The organism is Yoonia sp., assembly GCF_036007805.1.
GTDB lineage: Bacteria > Pseudomonadota > Alphaproteobacteria > Rhodobacterales > Rhodobacteraceae > Yoonia.
In genome coordinates, this window is the sequence record NZ_DASYOK010000135.1 from 14,823 (window position 1) to 28,725 (window position 13,903).

The window sequence follows — 13,903 nt, forward strand, 5'->3', positions numbered from 1 at the left end:
CGTGGCACATTGACAGTTTGTCTATTTCGCCGCTTGGGTATAACCCCTTGCGGGACAGTATTCAGGCGAAAGCATGACATGACCGACAAGGCAGACAATACCACACACTTCGGGTTCGAAACCGTCCGCGAGGATGAAAAAGCAGGCCGCGTGCAAGGCGTGTTTTCATCCGTGGCCAGCAAATACGACATTATGAATGACGTGATGTCGGGCGGTGTGCACCGGATCTGGAAAGATGCGATGATGGATTGGCTGGCCCCGCGTCCGGGACAGCGGCTTTTGGATGTGGCTGGCGGGACCGGTGATATCTCGTTCCGCTTCCTGAAACGTGCAGGGCGTGGTCATTCGACCGTTCTCGATATTACTGAATCGATGCTGGTCGAAGGCCGCAAACGGGCTGAGGCGGCGCAGATGTCAGACAGCCTTGATTGGGTTGTGGGCGATGCAATGGCCCTGCCTTTCGAGGCGAATACCTTTGACGTCTATACCATCAGCTTTGGCATCCGGAACGTGACGCGCCCGCAAGAGGCGCTGAACGAAGCCTACCGTGTCCTGAAACCCGGTGGCCGTTTGATGGTGCTGGAGTTCAGCCAACTGCCCAACCCGATGATGCAGGCCGCATATGACGCCTATTCCTTCAACGTCATTCCACGCATGGGCCAGATGATTGCGGGGGATCGCGACAGCTACCAGTATCTGGTCGAATCGATCCGCAAGTTCCCCGATCAGGAAACCTTTCTCGGGATGGTGCGCGATGCCGGTTTCGGGAACGCCAAATATCGCAACCTGACGATGGGCGTGGCGGCGCTGCATTCGGGGTGGAAGCTCTAGCATGCGCGGCCCTCACAATATCATCCGTCTGATCCGCACAGGTGCCACATTCGAACGCACTGGCGCGATGAAAGTTGTGCTGGATGCGTTCGATGCAGGGCCGCTGCTGCGCATTACGTTCCGGACATTGGTCTGGCCGTTTCAATGGCTTGGCTACAAAGGCGATGTGTCGATGCCGCCCGCGGTGCGCGCGCTGCAAGCACTGGGTCCGGCCTATATCAAATTCGGTCAGATTCTTTCGACCCGCCCTGATGTGGTTGGTGACGAACTGGCGGTGCAACTGCGTGTTTTGCAGGATAAATTGCCGCCGTTCTCCATGGCCGAGGCAAAAAAGGCGATCCAGTCTGAACTGGGCAGCAGTTTTGACAGACTCTTTTCGTCCTTCTCCGAACCTGTCGCTGCCGCCTCTCTTGCGCAGGTGCACAAGGCGCATCTGGCCGACACCGGCGAGGCCGTCGCGGTGAAAATCCTGCGTCCCGGGATTGAGCGCGCGTTCCGGACCGACATTGATGCGTTCTACTTTGCAGCACGTGCCATTGAATTTCTATCGCCTGCGTCGCGCCGTCTGCGCCCGATGGATGTGATCACCCATTTCGAGGGCGTGGTCATGGGTGAATTGGACCTGCGGTTGGAAAGCTCCGCAGCCGCGGAGTTTGCCGCGAATACCGAAAATGATAGCGGTTTTCAGGTGCCCAAGGTGCATTGGCATCTGTCGGGGCGCCGTGTGATGACGATGGAATGGGCCGAAGGCACGAACATCGGGATGAACGAAGCGCTTGACGCCGCGGGCCACGACCGTGTCGTCTTGGCCACGCGTGTGCTGCAACTTTTCCTGAACCATGCACTGCGCGACGGTTACTTTCATGGCGACATGCACCAAGGCAACCTGAAGGTCGCGGCCAACGGGGATATCATTGCCTATGATTTCGGTATCATGGGGCGGATTGATGAATATACCCGCCGCGTTTATGCCGAGATCCTCTTCGGATTTATCCGCAAGGATTACCAGCGCGTCGCAGAGGTCCATTTCGAGGCGGGCTATGTGCCTTCAAACCGCGATGTTGATGAGTTCGCTCGCGCATTGCGTGCTGTGGGCGAGCCGATTTTCGGCATGGACGCGAGCCGCATTTCGATGGCCCGCCTGCTGAGTTACCTGTTTGAAGTCACCGAACGTTTCGGCATGGAAACCCGCACCGAGCTGATTTTGCTGCAGCGCACCATGGTGGTGGTCGAAGGTGTGGCGCGGTCGCTTGATCCGCGTATGAACATCTGGCACGTCGCAAAACCCGTCGTCGAAGACTACATCAAGGAAAGCATCGGCCCCAAGGCATTGATGCGCGATCTGGCCAAGACCGCGCGCATTCTGTCGCGATTTGGTCCGCAGTTGCCCAAACTGGCAGAGGACGCACTGATCCGGCTGAACAATCCGCCACCGCCGCCCAAACCGCAACGCCGCATTGCGCGGTTGTCGTGGATGGCGCTTGGCGCAGTGCTGGCGAGTGGCGCAATTTGGGGCATCTCGCTGCTTTAGCTGTCTGCATCACGTAGGGCTGTGACCTGATCGCTTGCGACGGTGATGCCCCCGGTCATAACCAGCATGGTCACGCCACCCTCAATCCGGACCTCGTTGACAGTGTTGTAAGTTGCCACAGGGTTCTGGGCGATCACCTGACCATTCGATTTCGACTGGATTTCGAATTGATAGACCCCGGCAGGCATGGGCGTGCCATTGGGGCCGACACCTGCCCATTGCACCGTCTCGGCACCTGGCGGGACCGCCTGCCGCTGCACCTCGTCTCCTGCGGCATTGCGCACGACAAGCTCGGCGCTGTCAGCGGCCACGGTTCTGGTGGCAAGCAATGTCATTGGCTGCCCGTTAAAGTAGGCAGGCCCCTCTGTGCGCACTTCTTTGCCGACAAGTGCTGCCATTTCAACCAGCCCCCCTGTCGTCATCTGGCTGCTGAGCGATCGCAACAAGTCATTCGTCAGCACCGCCTGTTCGACCCCTGAGAAGGTTGCCAACTGCGTCGCATAATCGGTCGAGTCGATCGGGTTTAGAGGATCCTGATATTGCATTTGCGCCGTCAGCATCTTCAAGAAGGTTTCAAAATCAGAACTGATCTGCGCCGTCGCACCTGCCATGCCCGCGTTAGGCGGTGTGACAGCCGTTTGTGAAAGTTGCGTGATGTCCATGTGTGCTCCTTAAATGCGCAGATCGAGGCCCGTCACAGCAGCTGCTGGCGTGGCCTGGGGGATTGAAGCGGTGTCGTGTCTCTCTTGCTCGACAGGTTGCTCATCAGGCCGGGCCTCTGGCCGGGCTTGCCCCTTTTGTTCGCCAAACGAGAATGAAATTGACGTATAGCCAAGCTGGCGGAACTCCTGCGCCAGCATATCAATGTGCCGCCGCAGCAGATCCTGTGTTTCGGGACGATCGGCCAGCAGATTCACCGTGATAACACCGTCACCCGCAGAAAGACTTAGCTTTACCCGCCCCAGTTCTTCTGGATTAAGCGCTATTTCCGTCATCTTGCCATTGCTGTTGGTCACAGCCACCACAATTTGCGCCGCCACCTGACGTGCAGTTTCCGGTGTGGCAGCGACAGCGACAGGGGCTGACGTGCCGGTTGCAGCCACATGCCGTTCAGCAGGCATAGCCGACAAAATACTATCCACATCGGCCGGTTTAAGTGCTTTTTCTGTCATCTCGCGCTGCGCATGTGTCGCAGCCTGCGCCAAGGCCACGGCGGGCGGCTGTGCCGCAACACCATGCGCGATCGCGGGCGCAGGCGCGTTTGGCGTTGCCCGTGATGTCGCCTCTTCACGCAAACGCCGTGGTTGTTCTTCGGCTGTATGAAACTGGAGTTTTCGCGGATCTTTAACCTGACCCACGATTTCCGCCTTGGGTTTATCGGGGGTCAATAAAGGTGTCGCAGGTGGCGGCGTTTCCGCCTTTGACGCTTCAGGCCGTGTTGGCTGCGGCGGTTGCACGGGTGGCGTGTCGGCAAGGCCCTTAGGCGGCAAGCGCCCCTCGACCACAGATTGGGCGACAGACGCGCCTGTTGATTTGCTTTCGCGCACCACCGGAACGGTCTGATCGGGCTGATTTTCTGTGACCCCCTCACGCAGCAACACGGGCGTTTTTTCTGACTTTGTGACCGGCAACGCAGGCGCACGATCTTGATCCGCTTTCCCCACTTTCACTGGCACAGAGGTTGGCGCAGAGTTTGGCAACTCACCCTCGCTCAGAGCATCCTTTGTCAACGCGGGTGAAGGGGTCACTTCATCCCCAGGCACGTCAGGGTCGACAGCGACGGCCGCAACCCATGCCCCGTGGCCCGCATCGCTTTGCATATCATCGCCCGTCTGCGGTGCCGCCAGCATCATCTCATCGAAAGTCGGGCCATCATCAGGGGCCGCACCCGCCTGGGTGACAGGCAGGGTTTGTGCGGTGGTCGTTCCCGAATGGGAAAGGATCAAGGGAATCATCGGTTCTCCGATTGTGTCTGTTCGATCATCTGTTTGACGCAAAAAACTTACTGAATGTTTAGGAAGGTCGGTCAAGTTGCACGGATCACAAACCGGAGAATCCGATGACAATAATCACTGATCTGGCACCGTCACGGCCCGCACCCGCGATGCCGGACTATATAAAATCCGATGAAAAATTACGTGATGCCGCCCAAAAGATGGAGGCCACCTTTCTGGCGGAAATGCTGAAATCCGCCGGTGTCGGCACTCCGCGCGAAACATTCGGTGGCGGCGCAGGCGAAGAACATTTCGCTTCGTTCCTGCGAGAAGCGCAGGCGCAGGAAATGGTGAAGGCCGGGGGAATCGGGTTGGCCGAGGCGCTTTTCGAGGCCATGAAGGTCCGAAGCATTGCTTAATACTGTGATCACCCAATTGCATCAGTTGCTGGATCTGGAACGCGAGGCGCTGATAGCGGCAGATTTCGAGGCGTTGGCCACGTTCGTGCAGCAAAAAGAGGACCTGCTGGCACAGCTGGAAAAAACGATTCCCGCGAAAGATATTTTGCGGCCGGTGCGTCAAAAGATGGACGAAAACCTTGCGCTGATGGCGGCTGTAATCAAAGGGGTCGCAGCCGCGGGCGAGCGTCTTGCCGCGCTTCAGAACGTCAAAAGCGGTTTGAGCGTTTATGACAACGCCGGCCGGCTGGAACATGTCCGCACCCACAACCCAGCACTCGAGAAAAAGGCCTGATTTCAGTCAAATTCTCTTTATTTTGAAGGGTTGAGTTAAGAGGTTGTTCAGCGTGGACTGGATATTCATCAGCCATCGCCACAAAGGCGCACCGGTACGAAGTCACCGGTGATTTCCGTCAGAATGACGCATCGCACCGCAGTAAATTTGCGGAGTTTCCAATCAACCCGGTGCAAAGCGCCACACATGAAGGACCATAGTTTATGTCCAGTATTTTGACCAACAACAGCGCGATGGTTGCGCTGCAAACGCTTAAGTCGATCAACAACGATCTCGCCAAAACACAGTCAATGATCTCAACAGGAAAAGAGGTTGCTTCGGCCAAGGACAATTCGGCCGTTTGGGCGATTTCCAAGGTGATGGAATCAGACGTCAAAGGCTTTAAAGCCATTTCCGAGAGCCTGTCTTTGGGTGAATCATCGGTTGCCGTGGCCCGCAATGGCGCCGAAACAGTGACCGACCTGCTCAACAACATGAAGGAAAAGATTGTTGCGGCGCAGGGTGAAAACGTTGATCGCACCAAACTGCAGGCGGATGTAAAGGCGATCTCTGACCAGATCGCATCGGTGGTCGGTGCAGCGCAGTTCAACGGGTTGAACATGCTGTCGGGCACGCAAAGCGTGAACATTCTGTCCTCGCTGGATCGGTCCAGCAATGGCACCGTCACGTCGTCCAACATCACAGTCGACCGCCAAGACCTGACCACTGACGCAGGGGTCTATGGGACCGGGGCAACACTGGCGGACAATGTCACAACCACACTTGGCGGCAACATTGCTGCTGACGGGACCGGCGATGCATTCTCGAATGGCGCAAACATTCTAGAAGCAACTGTTGCGGGGACAATTGTTGCCGGACAGACCTACAACTTCCAGATCGCCGGCGAAACAGTCAGCTTTACAACAACAACGACAGCTACCGCTGACTTGGCGGCTGGCTTGACTGCCGCTATCAACGCAGCTGGCATTGAAGACATCACAGCAGATGTAAACGCATCGGTGATTTCGATTAGCTCAACATCGCGGTTCGATAACGTGGAAGTCAATACAAGCGGCAACGGTGCTGCGACATTCGCCCTTGAGGCAAATGGCGTGACAGCGGGAGCTGCAACAACAAATACACAGACGATCAACGCCCGTGCGTCCGAGCTTACCTTTTCAACGACGGCAGGTGTTTCCGAAGGTGACAGCTACCGCGCGAGCATTGGTGGCGTAAGCTATGACTACATCGCAGGTCCAAACGAGACCTTCGAAGACGTCGCGCGTGGCTTAAAGACTGTGATTGATGGCGCGGGTATTGAAAACATCTCGACACGTGTCAGACAGGATGAAACAACAGGTGCATGGATCCTGCAGATCGACAATGATGGCGCCGCTCAGACACTGACAGATGATGGTGCTGCGGGTGGCACGGCCACTGGCGGGCTCGTCGGGCTCGATAAACTGGACGTGACGACAGATGAAGGCGTGGCCGCAGCCCTTGCCAACATCGAAACATACATCAACACGACAATTGATGCCGCTGCATCTTTTGGTTCCAGCCAAGGCCGGATCGAAACCCAGTCAGACTTTATTTCACAGCTGACAGATTCGCTCCGGTCCGGCATCGGTGCGCTGGTTGATGCCGATATGGAAGAGACATCCGCACGGTTGCAGGCCTTGCAGGTCCAGCAGCAGTTGGGTGTGCAATCGCTCTCTATTGCGAACCAGGCACCGCAGACAATCCTGTCTCTGTTCCGGTAAAATTAAGCGGTGGCGCCATTGTATCGGCGCCACCCTTACCTTCATGGCCACGATAAAATCGGGCCTCGTCCACATTGCGCCGGAAAGGACCCACGCGTGAACGTCATTGAACAAGCCCAGCAGGGCTATGCCCCCACACAATTTGCCATTCGCACAACACGCTCAGTTGAGGCACAGTTAATTACCCAGATAACGTCACGCCTGCAAAAGTTGCGCTACGCCAGCCGCCAGGATTTCCCGAAACTGATGGCCGCTCTCCACGATAACCGCCGCATGTGGACCACGATGGCGATTGACGTGGCTGATAAGGGCAATGCCCTTCCAAAAGAATTGCGCGCCCAGATCTTCTATCTTGCAGAGTTTACCGATCAGCATACCCAGCAGGTTATTCGCAAAAAAGCCGATATTGCTGCGCTGATTGATATCAATATGGCTGTGCTCCGCGGCCTCAACGGACAGGAGCGGCCTTGATGTCAGGCCTTGTGCTCAAATTGAACCCAAGAGAGCGGGTTTTGGTCAATGGTGCCGTGATTGAAAACGGTGACCGTCGCAGCAGGTTATCGATCCTGACTCCAAATGCGAACATCTTGCGCCTGCGCGATGCAATCCGCCCGGACGAGGTGAACACCCCCGTGCGTCGGGTCTGTTACATCGCGCAGCTCGTGCTGTCCGGTGACGTCGCAGAGGACGACGCGAAACTGCAAATCCTGCGCGGTATCGAGCAATTGAGCCAAGCGCTCCGCGATGATGATAGCCGCACCCACCTTGACCATGCGACCGAGGCTGTTGGCCGTCTGGATTTTTATCGCGCTCTCAAATCACTGCGCAATCTTCTACAACGTGAGGCCCGTCTTCTAGGGACAGCTCCACAATGAGTTTTCAACCGGTGCTTCCCCTGACGGGCTATGTTGGTTGGCGTTTTTTGGAACGCACAGCTGCGGCGCAAGAAACCGCCTTTGCCGAAAGCCGTCCGATCCAGCGCGCAACGGATTATTTCCGCGAAAAGATCGGCACAGTGCGCACTGCCGCCGATCTGGTCAGTGACCGCCAGCTTTTGGCGGTCGCGCTCGGTGCCTTTGGTCTGGATGACGACATCAACAACCGTGCCTTTATACAGAAGATTCTGGAGGACGGCACGACGGCAGATGACGCACTTGCCAATCGCCTCGCCGACAACCGCTATGCCGATTTCAGCCGCGCCTTCGGCTTTGGGGACAGTGCCATACCGAACACAGTGTTGAGCAGTTTTGCGGGTGGCATCATTGATCGTTTCGAAAGCCAGCAATTCGCGCGCGCGATCGGCGAACAGAACAACGACCTGCGTTTGGCCCGCAATGTCAATTCCGGCCTTGCGGATGTGCTTGATCGCACAACAACCAAGAATGGCCAGTGGTTTGCGATTATGGGGAACGCCCCGCTTCGGTCTGTCTTTCAAACCGCACTCGGATTGCCTGACAGCATTTCGGGCATTGATATTGATAGACAACGTGAGATTTTCCAAGAGCGCGCCAGGTCGGTCCTTGGGACAGATGATTTATCCCAGATTGCGACCCCCGCAGAAGAGGAAAAACTGATCCGCCTGTTTCTGATCCGCTCGGAGGCAAATGCCATCGCGACCACCTCGGCGGGGGCGACGGCACTGGCATTGTTGCAAGCAGCGCCAAGGCTCTTCGGTTAGGGCATATCAGGCCGCATTGGCGATGCTGCAATTGCCTGCCGCAGCTTGGCGAAATGCGCCAGCGTACCGCGTGCATCCTTGATCTTCTGAAAATCCTCTAGCGCTGGTGCTGTCGCAATCGCCGCATCCAGCGCCGCGTCAGACCCTGCAACATAGAGCCCTGCCTGCACCATCATTTCAGACCGCGCATAAGTCCCCAAAAGTGACCGTGCCTTGGCAATAATCTCGTTTTCCTTGTCATTCGCCGCCGCAGGCAGGGCGCGTGACACCGACCGCACCACATCAACGGCAGGAAAACGTCCGCGTTCGGCAATCGTACGGTCCAGCACAATGTGCCCGTCCAGGACGCCGCGCAGCATATCCGCCACAGGTTCATCCATATCCGAGCCTGCGACCAGGACAGAGAAAACCGCTGTAATATCGCCCGCATCCCCGACACCGGGCCCCGCCCGTTCGCAAAGCCGCGCGATAGCGGGGCCGGTCGAGGCGGGGTACCCACGCAAATTGGCGTTTTCGCCGCTTGCGACGGCCAGTTCCCGATGGGCCTCGCAGAACCGGGTCACCGAATCAATCAAAAGCAGGACATGCTGGCCTGCATCGCGAAAGTACTCCGCCACAGCCATAGCCGAAAGCGCACAGCGCCGCCGTACCTGTGGACCTGTGTCCGACGTGGCGGCCACGACAACGGCGCGCCTCATACCATCTGGCCCCAGCACCTCTTGCACGAAATGCCCCACCTCGCGCCCGCGTTCACCCACAAGCGCGATGACAATAACATCGGCCTCAACACCGCGCGCAAGGTCTGCCAGCAGTGTTGATTTCCCCACACCGGAGCCTGCAAAAAGCCCGATCCGCTGCCCACGCACCAAGGGCAGCAGTGTGTTGAACACCGCCAGCCCCGTCTCCAACCGCGCACCCAGTTGCCGGCGCTGATGGGACGCAGGTGGTGACGCGTTGAGATCGCATACCTTCATGCCAGGCAAAAGAGGCCGCCCATCAAGCGGCTGACCATCCGGATCAATGACACGCCCGATCCATCCGTCATGGGGTGCGAGTTGCGGTGCGGGAAAGAACACCACCGGATCGTTGATTGACACACCATCGGTTGTGCCATCCAGCATCAGATGCGCCCCGCTTTGATCAAGTTTCACCACTTCGCCACGCCGACGTGTCTTTTGGGTATGAATGACGCCGCGGTCACCGATACGCAGATCGTTTGCCGCGCGCATGGAGTGTACCGTGCCGGAGGAGACGCCGATCACATGCCCCGCTTTGTGCATCTGTGCGCAGGTTTTAATCGCCCGGCACATCTGATCGAGAAGGTTTTCTTGCATTAAGGTTGTCCATTCAAAAGCCACACACTTCTTTTTAAGGAATCACCCTTAATCCTTCGTTGAAACCAACCGAGGGAGAATCCCCGATGTATAATTCTCTGGATCTTTTCCAGACAGCGGGCGCCATGGCGCGTCACGCAGGTGCCAGACAGGCCGTGGTTGCGCGCAATATCGCAAACGCAGACACGCCTGACTTTCAGGCGCAGTCAATCGCCGCTTTCAAAGATGTCTATGCCGGGTCTGCCACAACGACGATGCGCGCCACCCGCGCCGGGCATCTTGGTGGCCAGATCGGACAACACACAACGGATTTGCGGCAAACCGTGGTCGGCGAACCGTCACCCAACGGCAACACCGTATCCATTGAGGACGAAATGCTGCGCGCCGTTGAAGTGAGCCGTGAACACAACCGCGCCCTGACCATCTATCGCCACGCGATGACGGTGCTGCGCACCAGTCTTGGCAGAAGTTAAGGAGGCAAAATGACCGATTTCAGTGATGCCATTTCCGTCGCAACCAGCGGGATGAAAGCACAGGCCAGCCGTTTGCGGCATGTGTCCGAGAATATCGCCAATACCGACACGCCCGGTTACCGCCGCAAGGCGATTACCTTCGAAGAGATGGTCAACTTGGGCCGCACTACCGGTGAAGTTGCGGTTGGCGAGGTCCGGCTGGACCGATCCGAACTGAGCCGGATTTATGACCCCGCCCACCCCATGGCCGATGCGGCGGGATATTACCAAGGCTCGAACGTCAACCTGCTGATTGAAATCGCCGACGCGCGTGAAGCGCAGCGTAGCTATGAAGCCAACCTCAAAATGTTCGATCAGGTACGACAGATGTCGACAGCCCTGATGGATCTCTTGCGTAGATAAGGAAAATACCATGGATATCAGTGCACTCGTCGCCCAGAACTATGCCGCGAGCAAATCCATCACCGCCCCCGAGGCCGGTGGCGCCGGTGCCGCCTTTGGTGCTGCCGCGGAAAGCTTTCTTGCGACCATGCAGGCAAGCGAAAACACCGCAATGCAGGCGATGACCAGCGGGGCCGACCCCCATGCGCTGGTCGAGGCCTTGGCACAAACCGAATTGGCTGTGCAAACGGCGGTAACGGTTAGGGACCGCGTGGTCGAAGCCTATCAAGAAATCTTGCGGATGCCTGTCTGATGAGTGATGCGCTTTTCTATGACACCTTGCGACAGGGGCTTTGGGTGACATTTGTCATCTCTGTGCCGATCCTGGCCGTGGCACTGGCCTCAGGGTTGCTTGTGGGTCTGTTTCAGGCGCTGACATCCATTCAGGAAATGACGCTGACCTTTGTGCCGAAACTAGCGGCAATTGTCGTCACCTTCTGGATCACCATGGCCTTCATGACAGAAGCCCTTGTCGCGCTGTTTCAAACAACACTGATCCCGATCATTTCAGAGGGCTTTTGATGGATAATGCGTCATATACCGCGCTGACACGGCAGTCAGGCTTGCTCCAAGAGATGCAATTGCTGGCCAACAATATCGCCAACGCATCCACCACGGGCTTTCGGGCCGAGGGCATCTTGTTTGCCGAACATGTCAAGGCGCTGGGGCCGGACGCCCCGTCCCTGTCAATGGCGAGTGCCGGAGTGCGTGACACAGTGATGACGCAAGGCACATTGGCGCAAACCGGCGGCACCTTTGATCTGGCAATAGAGGGAGACGGGTTCTTTCTGGTCGAAACGCCTGACGGTCCGCGCCTGACACGGGCCGGGGTCTTTGGGCCTGACGCGAACGGGACGCTTGTAACACCAGACGGCCATGCCGTTCTGGATGCAGGCGGCGCGCCTGTTTTTGTCCCCCAAGGGTTGGGCCCTGTCGGAATTGGCGCTGACGGCATTATCAGCGCAGGCGGGCAACCGGTGGGGCAAATAGGATTGGTCCTGCCCATTGACCCGACACAAATGGTCCGCGAAGGCAGTGTGCTGTTCGACGCCCAAGGCGGATTTGAACAGGCCGCCGATGGCCGCGTTCTGCAGGGATTTCTGGAAGGCTCAAACGTGAACCCGATCCTTCAAATCGGCCGTTTGATCGAAGTCCAGCGCGCCTATGAGCTGGGCCAAAGTTTTCTCGACAAAGAAGATGAACGCATTCGCAGCGTCATTCAGGCCATTCGCACATAAAGGAGACGATTGATGCGCGCACTACAGATTGCAGCGGCAGGTATGACCGCCCAGCAAATGCGGGTTGAAGTGATTTCAAACAACCTCGCGAATATGAACACCACCGGTTATAATGCGCGGCGGGCCGAATTCGCCGACCTGCATTATCAACAAGTGGCCCGTCCCGGCGCGATCAATGCCTCTGACGGCACGGTCCTGCCCACCGGTGTGCAGCTTGGGCTAGGTGTGCGGGCCAGCGCGGTTTCCGTGATGCTGAGCCAAGGGGCACTGGGCGCCACAGGCGGTGATCTCGACCTCGCGATCGAGGGCGATGGATATCTGGAAGTGACCTTACCATCCGGTGCCTCGGCCTATACCCGCGATGGCGCGCTCAAGTTGACAGGCGACGGGCTGATCGTCACGTCCGATGGGTATCCGGTTGTGCCTGATCTGACGATCCCGCGCGATACACGGTCGATCTCGATCAATGCCGACGGCGAGGTTTACGGATATTTCATTGATGAAATCCAGCCACAGCTTTTAGGCCAATTCAGTCTGGCCGGCTTTACCAACCCGAAGGGGCTTGAGGCGATTGGATCGAACCTGTTTCTGGAAACCCCCGCATCAGGGCCTTCGGTCGTTGCGGCACCGGGTGAGGACGGATTGGGCGTCTTGCGTCAGGGCTATCTTGAGGACAGTTCGGTCGATCCCGTGCGCGAAGTCACCGACCTGATCGAGGCACAGCGCGGATATGAGCTCAATTCCAAGGTCATCACTGCTGCAGACCAGATGCTGAGCGCGATGGTGCAGTTGCGGTGATACGGCTGGCGTTTATATGCACGATGGCCGCGTCGCCGTTGGCCGCCGAAACCGTGGTCGCAACCCGCACGATCCCCGCGCAAACCGTGATTTCAGCCGACGATATCCGCATTGTCGGTGATCCGACGGGCGAGGCGCTGCAAGAGGCGCAGAGCATAATTGGCATGGAAGCACGCGTTGCCCTTTTTGCAAACCGGCCCATCCAGTCCGGCAATATCGGCCCGCCCGCAGTTGTCGAGCGCAATGAAATCATCCCGCTGCTCTTTGAAAGGAACGGTTTGACGATCTCGACCGATGGCAGGGCGTTGGGGCGGGCCGGGCCCGGTGACGTTATTCGGGTCATGAACCTTGGATCGCGCACAACAGTCACGGCGCGGATCGGCAGTGATGGGGTAGCGTATGTCCAAAGGTAAATTGACAGCAGCACTCCTTGCAGTGCTGATCACGGGCTGCGGCAGCAGCGATATCGGCCAACCCCCACGGTTTTCACCCTCGGCCGAAAACACCGAGCGCGCGGCCATTCTGAACCCCGCCATGCCAATGCCAGTTTCGGCACGGGTTCTTGGGCCGTCTTCGCATGCCTCACTCTGGACTGGCGCACGCGGATCGCTGCTCGGTGATCGCCGCGCAATGCAACGCGGCGATATCATGACGGTCGTTATTGAAATTGATGACCGTGCGGAAATCTCGAATTCGAGCGATCGGTCGCGGTCTGCGTCGCAACAAGCGGGCGTGCCCCAGCTCCTGGGAATCCCGCAGCGGCTTGATCCGCGCCTGCCAGAGGGGGCGTCATCTGCGGCACTCGTGGATCTGAATTCGCAAAGTTCCGCATCAGGCGACGGCACGGTGCGCCGCAACGAAAGGCTAACATTAAGGGTTGCTGTCACGGTCACGGACGTATTGCCAAACGGTATATTGGCGATCGTGGGCCAGCAAGAAGTGCGGGTAAATTTTGAACTGCGCGAACTGATCGTCACGGGCTATGTGCGCCCCGAAGACATCACACGGCAGAATGAAATCACCTATGATAAAATCGCCTCGGCAAGGATTTCCTACGGGGGGCGCGGCCAGATCACGGACATGCAACAACCCCGCCTTGGACATCAGTTGCTTGAATCCATCCTGCCGTTTTAACAAAGGTCAAAGCATC

Annotated in this window: 19 protein-coding genes; 16 read left to right on the forward strand and 3 right to left on the reverse strand. The window is 57.7% G+C overall.

The window, feature by feature from the left end:
• Positions 1–78 precede the first annotated feature (78 nt).
• Positions 79–831 (forward strand): bifunctional demethylmenaquinone methyltransferase/2-methoxy-6-polyprenyl-1,4-benzoquinol methylase UbiE, encoded by a 753-nt coding sequence (gene ubiE, locus VGP75_RS07585; protein WP_327543078.1) that lies wholly within the window; start codon positions 79–81, stop codon positions 829–831.
• A 1-nt stretch (position 832) separates the two neighbouring features.
• Positions 833–2,362 (forward strand): 2-polyprenylphenol 6-hydroxylase, encoded by a 1,530-nt coding sequence (gene ubiB / locus VGP75_RS07590; RefSeq protein WP_327543079.1) that lies wholly within the window; start codon positions 833–835, stop codon positions 2,360–2,362.
• On the opposite strand, the gene VGP75_RS07595 is transcribed toward ubiB, so the two are convergent.
• Positions 2,359–3,024, reverse strand: coding sequence for a flagellar hook capping FlgD N-terminal domain-containing protein (locus VGP75_RS07595; protein WP_327543080.1), 666 nt, complete (start codon positions 3,022–3,024; stop codon positions 2,359–2,361). The two genes, ubiB and VGP75_RS07595, sit on opposite strands and share 4 nt — an antisense overlap.
• A gap of 9 nt (positions 3,025–3,033) precedes the next feature.
• Positions 3,034–4,317, reverse strand: coding sequence for a flagellar hook-length control protein FliK (locus VGP75_RS07600; protein WP_327543081.1), 1,284 nt, complete (start codon positions 4,315–4,317; stop codon positions 3,034–3,036).
• 104 nt (positions 4,318–4,421) lie between these two features.
• Between VGP75_RS07600 and VGP75_RS07605 the strand changes: the two genes are divergently transcribed.
• From VGP75_RS07605 to VGP75_RS07630, 6 genes are all read left to right on the forward strand, one after another.
• Positions 4,422–4,715, forward strand: a complete 294-nt coding sequence (locus VGP75_RS07605; RefSeq protein ID WP_327543082.1) for a rod-binding protein — start codon at positions 4,422–4,424, stop codon at positions 4,713–4,715.
• Between the two features lie 25 nt (positions 4,716–4,740).
• Positions 4,741–5,049 (forward strand): hypothetical protein, encoded by a 309-nt coding sequence (locus VGP75_RS07610; protein WP_327543083.1) that lies wholly within the window; start codon positions 4,741–4,743, stop codon positions 5,047–5,049.
• Between the two features lie 203 nt (positions 5,050–5,252).
• Positions 5,253–6,791: a flagellin N-terminal helical domain-containing protein gene (locus VGP75_RS07615; RefSeq protein WP_327543084.1), complete on the forward strand. Its 1,539-nt coding sequence runs from the start codon at positions 5,253–5,255 to the stop codon at positions 6,789–6,791.
• Positions 6,792–6,887: 96 nt separating this feature from the next.
• Complete coding sequence (gene flaF, locus VGP75_RS07620) at positions 6,888–7,262, forward strand: flagellar biosynthesis regulator FlaF (protein ID WP_327543085.1); 375 nt, start codon at positions 6,888–6,890, stop codon at positions 7,260–7,262.
• The gene (gene flbT / locus VGP75_RS07625) at positions 7,262–7,666 is read left to right on the forward strand and encodes a flagellar biosynthesis repressor FlbT (protein ID WP_327543086.1); all 405 of its coding nucleotides are present in this window, start codon (positions 7,262–7,264) and stop codon (positions 7,664–7,666) included. Before flaF ends, flbT begins: the two co-directional genes overlap by 1 nt.
• Positions 7,663–8,469, forward strand: a complete 807-nt coding sequence (locus tag VGP75_RS07630; RefSeq protein ID WP_327543087.1) for a DUF1217 domain-containing protein — start codon at positions 7,663–7,665, stop codon at positions 8,467–8,469. Before flbT ends, VGP75_RS07630 begins: the two co-directional genes overlap by 4 nt.
• Here VGP75_RS07630 and VGP75_RS07635 read toward each other — a convergent pair.
• Positions 8,466–9,803, reverse strand: a complete 1,338-nt coding sequence (locus VGP75_RS07635) for a FliI/YscN family ATPase (protein ID WP_327543088.1) — start codon at positions 9,801–9,803, stop codon at positions 8,466–8,468. The two genes, VGP75_RS07630 and VGP75_RS07635, sit on opposite strands and share 4 nt — an antisense overlap.
• Positions 9,804–9,889: 86 nt before the next feature.
• Here VGP75_RS07635 and VGP75_RS07640 point away from each other — a divergent pair, with 86 nt between their 5' ends.
• From VGP75_RS07640 to flgH, 8 genes are read left to right on the forward strand one after another with little or no spacing between them, the layout of a single operon-like run.
• Positions 9,890–10,276 carry a FlgB family protein gene (locus VGP75_RS07640; RefSeq protein ID WP_327543089.1) on the forward strand — a complete coding sequence of 129 codons (387 nt, stop codon included), beginning with the start codon at positions 9,890–9,892 and terminating at the stop codon, positions 10,274–10,276.
• Positions 10,277–10,285: 9 nt separating this feature from the next.
• Positions 10,286–10,678 (forward strand): flagellar basal body rod protein FlgC, encoded by a 393-nt coding sequence (flgC, locus tag VGP75_RS07645; RefSeq protein ID WP_327543090.1) that lies wholly within the window; start codon positions 10,286–10,288, stop codon positions 10,676–10,678.
• 10 nt (positions 10,679–10,688) lie between these two features.
• A complete protein-coding gene (gene fliE / locus VGP75_RS07650) occupies positions 10,689–10,970 on the forward strand; it encodes a flagellar hook-basal body complex protein FliE (protein WP_327543091.1) in 282 nt (93 codons plus the stop codon).
• Positions 10,970–11,239, forward strand: a complete 270-nt coding sequence (locus VGP75_RS07655; RefSeq protein WP_414727786.1) for a flagellar biosynthetic protein FliQ — start codon at positions 10,970–10,972, stop codon at positions 11,237–11,239. The genes fliE and VGP75_RS07655 overlap by 1 nt, the downstream gene beginning before the upstream one ends.
• A complete protein-coding gene (locus VGP75_RS07660; protein ID WP_327543092.1) occupies positions 11,239–11,955 on the forward strand; it encodes a flagellar hook-basal body complex protein in 717 nt (238 codons plus the stop codon). Before VGP75_RS07655 ends, VGP75_RS07660 begins: the two co-directional genes overlap by 1 nt.
• 12 nt (positions 11,956–11,967) lie before the next feature.
• Positions 11,968–12,753 carry a flagellar basal-body rod protein FlgG gene (gene flgG, locus VGP75_RS07665; RefSeq protein ID WP_327543093.1) on the forward strand — a complete coding sequence of 262 codons (786 nt, stop codon included), beginning with the start codon at positions 11,968–11,970 and terminating at the stop codon, positions 12,751–12,753.
• A 23-nt stretch (positions 12,754–12,776) separates the two neighbouring features.
• Positions 12,777–13,166, forward strand: a complete 390-nt coding sequence (flgA, locus tag VGP75_RS07670) for a flagellar basal body P-ring formation chaperone FlgA (protein WP_327543094.1) — start codon at positions 12,777–12,779, stop codon at positions 13,164–13,166.
• On the forward strand, positions 13,153–13,887 hold the full coding sequence (gene flgH, locus VGP75_RS07675; protein WP_327543095.1) for a flagellar basal body L-ring protein FlgH: 735 nt from the start codon (positions 13,153–13,155) through the stop codon (positions 13,885–13,887). Before flgA ends, flgH begins: the two co-directional genes overlap by 14 nt.
• The last annotated feature ends 16 nt before the right edge of the window (positions 13,888–13,903 follow it).

Bases quoted from the DNA above. Each gene is read 5' to 3' on its own strand.
- VGP75_RS07600 (WP_327543081.1), bottom strand. From the start codon at position 4,317: ATGATTCCCTTGATCCTTTCCCATTCGGGAACGACCACCGCACAAACC.
- VGP75_RS07595 (WP_327543080.1), bottom strand. From the start codon at position 3,024: ATGGACATCACGCAACTTTCACAAACGGCTGTCACACCGCCTAACGCG.
- VGP75_RS07655 (WP_414727786.1), top strand. From the start codon at position 10,970: ATGAGTGATGCGCTTTTCTATGACACCTTGCGACAGGGGCTTTGGGTG.
- flgC (WP_327543090.1), top strand. From the start codon at position 10,286: ATGACCGATTTCAGTGATGCCATTTCCGTCGCAACCAGCGGGATGAAA.
- VGP75_RS07660 (WP_327543092.1), top strand. From the start codon at position 11,239: ATGGATAATGCGTCATATACCGCGCTGACACGGCAGTCAGGCTTGCTC.
- fliE (WP_327543091.1), top strand. From the start codon at position 10,689: ATGGATATCAGTGCACTCGTCGCCCAGAACTATGCCGCGAGCAAATCC.
- flbT (WP_327543086.1), top strand. From the start codon at position 7,262: ATGTCAGGCCTTGTGCTCAAATTGAACCCAAGAGAGCGGGTTTTGGTC.
- VGP75_RS07640 (WP_327543089.1), top strand. From the start codon at position 9,890: ATGTATAATTCTCTGGATCTTTTCCAGACAGCGGGCGCCATGGCGCGT.
- ubiE (WP_327543078.1), top strand. From the start codon at position 79: ATGACCGACAAGGCAGACAATACCACACACTTCGGGTTCGAAACCGTC.
- flgG (WP_327543093.1), top strand. From the start codon at position 11,968: ATGCGCGCACTACAGATTGCAGCGGCAGGTATGACCGCCCAGCAAATG.
- VGP75_RS07615 (WP_327543084.1), top strand. From the start codon at position 5,253: ATGTCCAGTATTTTGACCAACAACAGCGCGATGGTTGCGCTGCAAACG.
- flgH (WP_327543095.1), top strand. From the start codon at position 13,153: ATGTCCAAAGGTAAATTGACAGCAGCACTCCTTGCAGTGCTGATCACG.
- VGP75_RS07635 (WP_327543088.1), bottom strand. From the start codon at position 9,803: ATGCAAGAAAACCTTCTCGATCAGATGTGCCGGGCGATTAAAACCTGC.
- VGP75_RS07605 (WP_327543082.1), top strand. From the start codon at position 4,422: ATGACAATAATCACTGATCTGGCACCGTCACGGCCCGCACCCGCGATG.
- ubiB (WP_327543079.1), top strand. From the start codon at position 833: ATGCGCGGCCCTCACAATATCATCCGTCTGATCCGCACAGGTGCCACA.
- VGP75_RS07630 (WP_327543087.1), top strand. From the start codon at position 7,663: ATGAGTTTTCAACCGGTGCTTCCCCTGACGGGCTATGTTGGTTGGCGT.
- flgA (WP_327543094.1), top strand. From the start codon at position 12,777: ATGGCCGCGTCGCCGTTGGCCGCCGAAACCGTGGTCGCAACCCGCACG.